Genomic DNA, 10,387 nt, shown 5'->3' with positions numbered 1-10,387 from the left:
CTTGCCGGTGGGGTTGTGCGCCTTGATCGAAGCGTCCTGGTTGATCGGGTGGGCGGCCGAGCCGAGCTTTTCGATCTGGCCGTCGATGCCGCGCTCGATGGCGCAGACCATGACCTTCCGGACGAAGGGGGACGCGGGGGAAAAGAAGAGCTTCACGGCTGTGGATCCTTGGGTGTCGATGAAAATCCGATGGCCTGCTCCTGCTGGAGCGACTGGTCGCGGCGGCCCATGAGATGGCCCATGAGCACTTCGCCCGCGAAGATCACGTGCTCCTGCATGAGGCGCCCTGCCCGCTCGCCGTCACCCTGGCGCAGGGCGTGCAGGATCCGGTGGTGATCATCGTGCGATCGCAGAATGATGTCGTAGTCCTCCCACAGGATGATGCGGTCCGAGGCCATGGGGACGTCATGGGTGCGGGACACGAAATCCTTCAGCCAGGGATTGGCGGCGGCTTCGATGATGGTGCTGTGGATCGTCACGTTCATCCGCCGGTAGGCGGCGAGCCGGGCCGGCTCGAGCCTGCCTGAGGACAGGATGCCGTCGCCCTCGGCCACCGCGGCACTCAGCGTCTCGAGTGCCGCCTGCGACAGGCCGATGCGCCCGGCGATCCTGCAGGCCAGCGCCTCCAGAGTGGACCGGACCTCGAAGGCGGCGCGGATGTCGGCGATGGCGAAGCTGCGCACCCGATAGCCGCGATTGGCGGAATATTCGACCAGCCCGTCCCGCGACAGCGCCGCCAGCGCGGTCCTCAGCGGCGTCCGAGAGACGCCGAGCTGGCGGGCCAGATCGTCCTGTCGCAGGGGCGCACCCGGAACCAGGCTCCCTTCCAGGATCAACTCGCGAATCGACGTCGCGACCTGGTCGGCGCTGGTCTGAAAGATCAGCCCGTCGGGGTCCTTCTCATCGTGGCCGAGCGTCATGGACATAGCTGGCCATGCTGACCGAGCCAGCCGCAATTTGCAAGGGCGGCATGCAGTTTGGATACAAAATGACCATCTATCGCCTGATGGATTGCCATACGGGCAGTATGATGGCTATTCTGGATCCAAAATAAGCATACGGGAGGAATGAGGGTGCGTACTGCCATTGTCACCGGAGCCGCCCGCGGCATCGGCGCCGCGATCGCGACACGGCTCGCCCAGGACGGCCTGCGGGTGGTCGTCGCCGACCTGTCCAAGGAGGCGGCCGGCGCAACAGCCGCAACTCTTCCCGGCGAAGGCCATCTCGGGCTGGGCGTGGACGTGCGGGACGAGACGTCGGTGGACCACCTGTTCGACACCGCCGAAGCAGCCCTCGGTCCGGTCGGCGTCCTCGTCTGCAACGCCGGCGTGCTCCTGCTGCGTGAAGGCGGTCAGCGCCCCGCCATCGTCGACACGACACTGGACGAGTGGGAGCAGTCCCATGCGGTCAATACCCGCGGCACCTTCCTGTCGGTGCGCGCCATGTTGCGCCGCCGATCGGCCCGACCGGTCGCCGAGGGACGCATCGTCACGCTGTCGTCTGTCGCCGCCCAGCTCGGAGGCTACCGCTCCTCCAGCGCCTACATCTCGTCGAAGGCCGCCGTCCTCGGCTTCACCAAGGCTGCGGCCCGCGAAGCGGCGCCGCTCGGCATCACGGTGAACTGCCTCGCGCCGGGGCTCATCGACGCGCCGATGCTGCGGCTCTCGCTGCCGGCGGAACGCGACGCCGAGATGTCGTCCAGCATTCCACTGGGACGGATCGGCACCGCGGACGACGTGGCCGAGGCGTGCTCCTATCTCGTCTCGCCGGCTGCCGCCTACCTGACCGGGGTCACCATCGACGTCAACGGCGGCTACAGGATGCAATGACCATGCGGGTCTGGCTGGAACGGCTCTCTGAATGGTTCGTCATCGCCGCCGGTGCTGCGCTGGTTCTCATGATGCTTCACGTCACGGCCGACGTGATCGGCAAGTATGTCTTCATCGCCCCGATCCCTGGCACGGCCGAGGTCGTCGCCAGCTATTACATGATCGCAACCGTGTTTCTTCCGCTGGCCTATATCGAGGTGCAGCGCCGCCCCATCGTCGTGGAGCTCTTCTACGATCGCCTGCCGGCCCCGCTCAGACCACCTCTCGACCTGCTGGGAACCGCCGCCTCTGTCGCCTTCTACGGCTTCCTCGCCTGGCAGAGCGTGTTCATCGCGCTCAACGCCTATGAGATCGGCGAGATCGTCGAGGGTGCCTGGCAGGTGATCGTCTGGCCGAGCCGCTTTCTGCTTCCGCTCGGGCTGGTCCTCGCGTGCCTGGTGCTGATCGTCCGTTTCGTCACCGACCTCGTCGATCCCCCCCATCGGAGGCCGATGCTGGCCTCCACCGGCAAGACGATCTGAGGGCGACATGGACCGCATTCAACTCGGCCTCCTCGGCATCGGCCTCGTGATGACCCTGATCTTCATGCGCGTGCCGATCGGCGTGGCCATGGGGCTCGTTGGCTTCGGCGGCATCGCCAGCCTGATCTCGCTCTCTGCCGCGATCGGCATCGCCAAAGCCATTCCCTACCGCCTGATCGGCGACTGGAATCTGTCAGCGGTGCCGATGTTCCTCCTGATGGGCTATATCGCCTCGGCGACCGGCCTGACCAACGGCCTCTTCGCCGCCGCCCGCATCTTCCTCGCCCGGGTGCCGGGCGCCCTCGCCTCCGCGACGGTCGTCGCTTCGGCCCTCTTCGCCTCCGCCTCGGGGTCCAGCGTCGCGACCTCGGCGGCCTTCTCCCGCATTTCGATCCCGGAAATGCTGAAGGCGCGGTACGACCCCGCGCTCGCGACCGGCTGTGTCGCCTCCGCGGGCACCCTCGGCTCGCTGATCCCGCCATCGATCCTCATGATCGTCTTCGGCATCATGGCGGACACGTCGATCTCCAGGATCTTCATGGCGGGCGTGCTGCCGGGCCTTTTGTCCGCCGCCATGTTCATTGGCCTGATCACGATCCGGGTCTGGTTCAATCCCGCGCTCGCCCCTCGCGACGAGACCGTCTTCACGTCGGCCGAAAAAAAGGCGGCGCTTCTCGACGTCTGGCCGCTGCCCGTGCTGATCGCCGGTGTCCTCGGCGGCATTTTCCTCGGTATCTTTACCGCCACCGAGGCCGGTGCGATCGGCGCCGTGCTGGCCTGCCTGATCGCCTGGACGCGCGGCACGCTGACGAAGGCCACCTTCCGGCAGGCCGTCATCGAGACGGCCGAGGGCACGGCCGCCATCTTCATCATCGTCGTCGGCGCGGCGATCTTCGCCCGCTTCATGGCCTATTCGCAGTTGCCGAACGTCATGGCCGAGACGCTGATCGCCTATACCGGCGGCAATACCCTCGCGGTGATCATCGCCATTGCCATCGTGTTCCTGATCCTCGGCTGCCTGCTCGAGAGCATCTCGATCATGCTGCTGACCCTGCCGCTCCTCCTGCCGCTGCTGAAGTCGCTCGACGTCGATATGATCTGGTTCGGGATCATCGTCATCAAGCTGCTGGAAATCGGCCTGGTGACGCCACCCGTCGGGATGAACGTCTACGTCATCAAGTCATCCATGGGTGATCGCGTCGCGCTCGGGACGATCTTCCGCGGCGCCGCATGGTTCGTCATCGCGGACCTCGTCACCCTCGCCATCCTGATCGCCTTCCCGATCATCGCACTCTGGCTTCCCAACCAGTTCGCAGTCCGCTGAACGACCCCGCAAGAGGGTCCCATTCCCAGGAGGAAACGACCATGAAACTTCGACACGCCATGATCGGGCTCGCAGCCCTCGCCGGGCTCTCGTCGGCGGCCCTGTCCCAGCAGACCTGGCAGGCCTCCAACTGGCTGGCGCCGGCCCATATCCTCAACGAGTTCGTCTACCAGAGATGGGCCGAGGACGTCGCCAAGGCGACGAACGGGTCCCTGCGCCTGCAGGTGCACTCCTCCGGCTCCCTCGTTCCCGCCCCATCGACCATGCAGGGCATCCGCGACGGCGTCGCGCAGGTCGGCATCGTCTATCCCGGCTACACGCCGTCCGAGCAGCCGCTGAACAACGTCGTCAACGATCTCGTCTTCACCTCCGACGACGACTTCGCCGCCGCCTTCGCCTTCACCGAACTCGGGCTGACGCATCCAAAGCTTCAGGCGGAATGGCGTCGCAACGGCGGCATCTTCGGCGGCGGCTATGCGACGCCGGTCTACAACTTCATCTGCATGAAGCCGATCCGCTCCGTGGCGGACGTCCGTGGCCTGAAGATCCGCACCGCTGGCGGCGCCCAGTCGAACTGGGTCCGGGCGCTCGGCGGGGTTCCGGTCTCCGTCCCGATCGGCGACGTCTATTCGGGCCTCGAGCGGGGGTCGATCGACTGCACGCTGTCCGACCCGACCAACCTCGACAAGGGCAACAAGTTCTGGGAGGTGGCGAAGGCCGTCACGCGGCTGCCGATGGGCGTCGTGATCGGGGCCAACTGGATCTACAACCGCGACGCCTGGAAGGCGCTCACCACGCCGCAGCGGCGCGCCCTGCTCGATACGATGGCACTGGCGTCGGCCCGCGCCCAGGTCGCCTATCACGTCGGTGTCAATGCCGCGATCGACGGTTCGCGGCAGCGAGGCCTCGCCATTCTCGCACCGGCCGACGACCTGACGGCGAAGCTGGCCGAGTTCAACCGCGACTTCATCGCCCAGTTGCCGAAGACGTCGATGGAAACGCGGCGTGTCCAGGATCCGAGCGACCTGATCCAGGCCTTCCGCGAACTGGAAACGAAGTGGAAGAAGCTCCTCGAGGGCGTCGACCGCACCAATCCCGACGCGGTTGCGGCGGTCCTGCGCGAGCACCTCTACGGCAAGGTCGATGCGGCGACCTATGGCCTGAACTGACATCCCAGCGGCGCGCAGGCCCCTGCGCGCCGCCCATTCCAAGGAGCTTGCAGCCATGAAGGCGATCGTCACGGGAGCCGCCGGCGGAATCGGCAAGGCGACCGCGTTGAGACTTGCGGCCGACGGCTTCTCCGTCATCGTCGCCGACATCCATGCGGAGCGCGCGGCTGCGACCGCCGCTGAAATCCGGGCCAATGGCGGCGTGGCCGAGAGCCGCGGCATCGACCTCACGGATCGTGCCGCACTCCTTGCGCTCGCCGAAGAGGCAGGTCCCGTCGATGCACTCGTCAACAATGCCGGCATTTTCGACGTGCGCGCCTTCGCTGAGCTGACGGCAGACGACTTCCGCCGCATGGCCGAGGTCAACGTCATCCCGCTCTTCGAACTGACACGGGCGGTCGCGGCGAGAGCCCCCCGCGGCGCGCGCATCGTCAACCTCGCCTCCCGCGCCTATCTCGGCGCGAGCCACTACGCCCACTACGTCGCCTCCAAGGCCGCGGTGGTGGGGCTGACGCGCGCCATGGCGCTGGAACTCGCCGGCAAGGGCATCCTGGTCAACGCGGTGGCGCCCGGCGTCATCGATACCGACATGCTCAAAGCGCGCTCCGACACCGATCGCGGGGCGCTGGCCGCCCAGCAGCCGCTCGGCATTCTCGGGCGCGCCGAGGACGTTGCCGACGCGATCGCCTATCTCGCCTCGCCCCGTCTGGCCTTCGTAACCGGCCAGGTTCTCATCGTCGACGGCGGCCGGACCCTCGGCGGTTTCATCGGCTGAGCGGCACGGCAGCCCCAAACCCAGCGAGAGACCATGGCCGACAGGCTGATCGACAAGGTCGCGATCGTCACCGGAGCGGGATCCGGAATCGGGCGGGCGATCGCGCTCGCCTTCGCGCGCGAGGGTGCCCGCGTCCTCGCCGTCGACCGCAATTCCGAAGGTCTCGACGAGACGGGCCGCCTGGCGGGCCGGCCCGTGGTCACCCTTGAGGGCGACGTCACCGATCCGCAGCTGCCGGGGACCTTGCGGGCGGCTCTCCGAACGCTCGGCCCGCTCGACATTCTCGTCAACAATGCCGGCATCGGCGGCGGCGGCAATGTCGAGGACACCAGCGACGACGACCTCAGGCGCTATCTCGAGGTCAACGTCGTCGGCCTGTTCCGCCTCTCCCGTTTCGCCGTGGAGGAGATGAAGCCGCGGCGGCGCGGCGCCATCCTCAACCTCGCATCGGTCTATGCGCTGATGGGTGCCTCGAACAGCGCCGGCTATTCGGCCAGCAAGGGCGCCGTGGCCTCGTTCACCCGCCAGCTCGCGACCGACTACGGACCCGACGGAATCCGCGTCAACGCTCTCGCACCCGGCCTGATCGAGACCCCGCTCACCGCCGAGCGGATCCGCACCCAGGCCTGGCGCCGCCGCATCGCCATCGACCAGACGCCGCTGCGGCGGGTCGGCCAGCCGGCCGACGTGGCCGCCGCCGCCGTCTTCCTCTGTTCGGACGAGGCCGGCTTCGTCACCGGCGAACTCCTCAAGGTGGATGGGGGCTGGGACATGGCGGGCTTTCCGCGCGAGCCGGCCGCATGAGCGCGATCGCGGACAGCTACGACGTCGTCGTCGCGGGCTCCGGGGCCGGCGGCATGGCCGCCGCCCTCACCTCCGCCATCGAAGGCCTGTCGGTCCTCGTCGTCGAGAAGGAGGACCACGTCGGCGGCTCGACCGCGATCTCCGGTGGAGCCGTCTGGATCCCGAACAACCCGCTCGCGGTGGCCATGGGCATCGAGGATTCCACCGAGGCGGTGATGACCTATCTCGGCACGGTGCTGGGCAATGCCCTGCGCCCCGACATGATGCACGCCTTTCTGTCCAGCGGGCCCGAGGCCGTCGCCTATTTCGACCGCCACACGCAAGTGAAGTTCGCCGCCCGCGCCTATTCGCCCGACTATTATCCCGAACTGCCCGGTGCCGGGCGCGCCGGCCGCCCGATCGACCCCCTGCCCTTCGACGGCCGGGAGCTCGGCGAGGCCTTCCACCTGCTCAAGGACCCCTTGGCAACCTTCACCGTGCTTGGCGGCATGATGGTCAATGTCACCGACGTCAATCATCTCCTCAAGGTCACCCGCTCCTTCCAATCCTGGCGATACGGCATGAAGCTCATCGCCCGCTATGGCTCGGATCGCCTGCGAGGATGGCATCGCGGCACCCGGCTTCTGCTCGGTAATGCCCTCGCCGGCCGCCTGCTCAAGAGCGCGCTGGATCGCGGGATCACGATCGCAACCGGGACGCCGCTCGTCGGCCTCGTGCGGAGCGAGGGTCGGGTGACGGGGGTGACGATCCGCCATGAGGGGCGCGAGCGCACGGTCGCCGCCCGGCGTGGCGTCGTCGTCGCGACCGGCGGTTTCCCCTGGGATGCCGCGCGGCGATCGCTGCCGGGCGTGGAGGCCGGGCGGCAATGGTCCATGTCGCCGTCCGGCAATGCGGGCGACGGCATCCGCATCGCCGAAGCCGCCGGCGCGTCCTTTCTGGAGGCACCCGCCGATCAAGCCTTCTGGGCCCCGGTCTCGGTCTGGACCAAGGCCGACGGCCAACAGATACGCTTTCCGCACCTGATCTGGGATCGGGCGAAGCCGGGTCTCATCGCCGTCAACGGCGCAGGCCATCGCTTCGTCAACGAGGGCACGAGCTATCACGAGTTCGTCCGCGCCATGCTGCGCTCGCACGAAACCGTCCCGACCGTTCCCGCCTTCCTGATCGCCGACCGCCCGTTCGTCGACCGCTGGGGCCTGGGGCTCGCCCTTCCCGGCGGACGCCCCCGCTCGCATTTGATCCGGGACGGATACCTCATCGAGGCTGCGTCGATCGCCGAACTGGCAGCCAAGCTGGCCATCCCTGCCGACGCGCTGAACGCCTCCGTCGCGGAGATGAACCAGGCGGCGGCGGTTGGGGTCGATGCCGGCTTCGGCAAGGGTTCTTCGGAATACAACCGCTACTATGGCGACCCCGCCGTCGCGGGAAATCCATGCCTCGGCACGATCGCCGAGCCGCCGTTCTATGCCGTCCGGGTCTATCCCGGCGATATCGGCACTGCCTCGGGACTGCTGACCGATCCGGACGGCCGCGTCCTCGACGGAACCGGTGAGCCCATCGCCGGACTGTATTGTTGCGGAAGCGACATGGCCTCGATCATGGGCGGCCATTACCCCGGTGCGGGCATCACGCTGGGACCCGCACTGACGTTCGGCTATCGCATCGGGCGCAACATCGCAGCGCGCTAGATGGCGATGGCCGTCGCGACCGAGGTCGTCGCGGCCATCGAGGACTGGCATATGACGGCCCTCACCCACGCGGCGCTGGACCAGAAGACGGTCCTGCTCAGGGCCTTCACCATCCTGCTGAGCCAGATCAACGCGCCATGGCGCGTTGATGCGCAGAGCTCAGGCGCCACCCGCCCAGAAGGCATCCGATGCGTGTCAGCAGGCCATACGAATCTGCCGTGCGGCGCACTGGAAGCCCGGCGTGCCGGCATTCGAGGAGCAATAGCGCTCTCCCGGCGACAGTCCGAAGATGCGCCGCTGACCACCGGCCGCGACGGTGAATACTGAGCTGTTGCCGTTCCGGTAGAACAAGCGGAACCAGCAGACCGGACTGACACCTGGATCGCAGGTGAAGCGGGCCGTGCACGCTTGCGCCTGAACGGGCGTGGAAACGATGGCACCGACGGCGATCGTGACGGATGCAACGGCGGCGAGCAGGCAGGTCCGGACCATTGTATTCCCCTGAGTTATGGGCTTGGGCAAATCGGCGTTGATGGCGGCATGGGCAGAGCAGGCGCCAACTCGTCGAGGACCAGCCGGCAGACGTTCAGCTTGATGTCGGGGGCCGCCACAGATCGCGGCAGGCCTTCGGCGAACCGGCGAACGATGGCGACGCCCTCCAACTGGAGCGCACGCATCCAGCGCGCCTGGATCGAGGCAGCGACGCAGTCACCGCGGGCCGTGCGTATCCGCGCGGCGGCTGCGAGCGCATCGCGCTCGACGATCTTCAGTTCGTCGGCCCAGGCCCCCTCGCCCGTCCGTCGCACCGATATGGCAACGGCCCGGGCAATTCCCGCGCAGCGGTAGAGGACTTCGCCGAGCGGTTGGCCATGCCAGCCGAGATCGTCGTGACGAGGACGAAACAGGGGACCCGGTTCATCCGCCGACGCGGGACAGGATCCGGCAAGGGCCAGAGCAAACGCCAGACTCAGGCCCTTCGCGTTGGGCCTGCCTGATACAAGGGTCGTGGCGCCACGCATCAACTGGCACCAGCGAGAGCCTGAACGACACGGCTGTTGGCCTGTTCCAGCAACTGCCCCACGATCCGCTCGTAGGCGGCCGGGTCGGCAACGATCTGGTTGGCGCCCACGCTGACGCCCATTCCACCCAATGCACCCAGACCCGAGGCCAGAGCATTCACCGCCGTTTCCCCACTGCCCATGGCGTTCTGGGTGGTCCGGGTGAAGCCTTCCGAAGATACCGCCGGCGTGTTGACCACGGTCCCCGCCATGTTCGGGCAATAGCCCACGCAAGCCGCGCCTGTGGGTGTCTGATAGCGGACGCCGGATGCGGATTCGCGCAGCGAGATCTGCGCAGTCGTCTCGACGCTGGCGCGCGCCCCCATCCTGCCCAGCACATTCTGATTGCTCGACGAAGTCGCGGCAAAATCGACCGTAAACAGCACGAGACCGACGGGGGCTCCGGCGCGCTTGGCCAAGTCGGGCAACGACCGGTCGAGGGCCGAGAATGCATAGGCCTGGCCGTCGCTCTGCCTGGCGAATGTCCGCATGCCTCTCGGTGCCACGTGACGGATGACGTTTCCATCTCGTCCGATGATCCCTTCAGCCAGCGCATTGGCCTCGGGAACGGTGTTGTTGGGAACGGTCGCCGCAGTGTCGATGCCGGGTGCCTCTGTCCGCACGAGGAGACCTGCCGCGCGGGCCTTGGCCAGAAAGTCGGCGTGGGCGCGATCGACGATGCGCTGGTACGTCTCGGGGGGAATTCCCGCCAAAGCGGTGTGTTGGGACGTGCGTGCCACGCCCCGTCCGAGCAGAGGTGAAGCGGTCGCGGACACGCGGACACTCTGCTGGAAGCTCACCCGATAGGCCGGGACGACGACGGTGCGGGCATCTCCCGCTGGCCGAGGTGTGGCGGTGACGTTGCCTACGGCCGTGCCCGCCGGCACCGGTTCGGCCACCGGCGCGCTCGTCACACCCACGTTCGATGCCGTCTGGCAGGCCGTCAGCAGAAGACCGAACAGACCCAGCACCGCCACCTGCGTCAGGCGGCGCGAACTCTTCGGCAGGTCCAACGTCGGCATTGTGAATTGCTCCCCTTGTTCCTCCCCATCAAAGATAGGACATTCAGCGCGACAACCCCTGTTCAGGGGTGGGCACCATCGTGAAACGGAGATATCGCGAGCTCATGTTCGGGGGCATGGCAGTTGTCAGCCGCGTGAAAAACGCTGCGCGGCGCAAATGATCGGAGGCTTTGTCAGTAACGACGCGGCAGAGGAGC

General features: G+C 67.3%; 11 protein-coding genes. 8 read left to right on the top strand and 3 right to left on the bottom strand.

All coding sequences use genetic code 11. From position 1 onward, the window contains the following. Nucleotides 1-152: 152 nt before the first annotated feature. Nucleotides 153-926, bottom strand: a complete 774-nt coding sequence (locus ACT6XY_RS15270; RefSeq protein WP_444749184.1) for a GntR family transcriptional regulator — start codon at nucleotides 924-926, stop codon at nucleotides 153-155. Between the two features lie 147 nt (nucleotides 927-1,073). On the opposite strand from ACT6XY_RS15270, the gene ACT6XY_RS15265 reads away from it, so the two are divergent. From ACT6XY_RS15265 to ACT6XY_RS15230, 8 genes are read left to right on the top strand one after another with little or no spacing between them, the layout of a single operon-like run. Beyond that, a complete protein-coding gene (locus tag ACT6XY_RS15265; protein WP_444749183.1) occupies nucleotides 1,074-1,829 on the top strand; it encodes an SDR family NAD(P)-dependent oxidoreductase in 756 nt (251 codons plus the stop codon). 2 nt (nucleotides 1,830-1,831) lie between these two features. Next, nucleotides 1,832-2,350: a TRAP transporter small permease subunit gene (locus ACT6XY_RS15260; RefSeq protein ID WP_444749182.1), complete on the top strand. Its 519-nt coding sequence runs from the start codon at nucleotides 1,832-1,834 to the stop codon at nucleotides 2,348-2,350. 7 nt (nucleotides 2,351-2,357) lie between these two features. Then, on the top strand, nucleotides 2,358-3,674 hold the full coding sequence (locus tag ACT6XY_RS15255) for a TRAP transporter large permease (RefSeq protein WP_444749181.1): 1,317 nt from the start codon (nucleotides 2,358-2,360) through the stop codon (nucleotides 3,672-3,674). A 41-nt stretch (nucleotides 3,675-3,715) separates the two neighbouring features. Then, entirely contained in the window at nucleotides 3,716-4,843 is a 1,128-nt protein-coding gene (locus ACT6XY_RS15250) for a C4-dicarboxylate TRAP transporter substrate-binding protein (protein ID WP_444749180.1), read from the top strand. 55 nt (nucleotides 4,844-4,898) lie between these two features. Beyond that, on the top strand, nucleotides 4,899-5,618 hold the full coding sequence (locus tag ACT6XY_RS15245; RefSeq protein WP_444749179.1) for an SDR family NAD(P)-dependent oxidoreductase: 720 nt from the start codon (nucleotides 4,899-4,901) through the stop codon (nucleotides 5,616-5,618). A 33-nt stretch (nucleotides 5,619-5,651) separates the two neighbouring features. Next, the gene (locus ACT6XY_RS15240) at nucleotides 5,652-6,422 is read left to right on the top strand and encodes an SDR family NAD(P)-dependent oxidoreductase (protein ID WP_444749178.1); all 771 of its coding nucleotides are present in this window, start codon (nucleotides 5,652-5,654) and stop codon (nucleotides 6,420-6,422) included. Beyond that, nucleotides 6,419-8,110, top strand: a complete 1,692-nt coding sequence (locus ACT6XY_RS15235; protein WP_444749177.1) for an FAD-binding protein — start codon at nucleotides 6,419-6,421, stop codon at nucleotides 8,108-8,110. The genes ACT6XY_RS15240 and ACT6XY_RS15235 overlap by 4 nt, the downstream gene beginning before the upstream one ends. Then, complete coding sequence (locus ACT6XY_RS15230) at nucleotides 8,111-8,437, top strand: hypothetical protein (RefSeq protein ID WP_444749176.1); 327 nt, start codon at nucleotides 8,111-8,113, stop codon at nucleotides 8,435-8,437. A 179-nt stretch (nucleotides 8,438-8,616) separates the two neighbouring features. Here the strand turns inward: ACT6XY_RS15230 and ACT6XY_RS15225 are convergent, their stop codons facing one another. Both ACT6XY_RS15225 and ACT6XY_RS15220 read right to left on the bottom strand, forming a co-directional pair. Next, complete coding sequence (locus ACT6XY_RS15225; RefSeq protein ID WP_444749175.1) at nucleotides 8,617-9,129, bottom strand: hypothetical protein; 513 nt, start codon at nucleotides 9,127-9,129, stop codon at nucleotides 8,617-8,619. Then, a complete protein-coding gene (locus tag ACT6XY_RS15220) occupies nucleotides 9,129-10,190 on the bottom strand; it encodes a hypothetical protein (RefSeq protein WP_444749174.1) in 1,062 nt (353 codons plus the stop codon). The genes ACT6XY_RS15225 and ACT6XY_RS15220 overlap by 1 nt, the downstream gene beginning before the upstream one ends. Nucleotides 10,191-10,387 lie beyond the last annotated feature (197 nt).

This window comes from Phreatobacter sp., from assembly GCF_052440005.1.
GTDB lineage: Bacteria > Pseudomonadota > Alphaproteobacteria > Rhizobiales > Phreatobacteraceae > Phreatobacter.
Note: the sequence above shows the minus strand (reverse complement) of the source record. Positions and strands in the feature narration are given on the sequence as shown.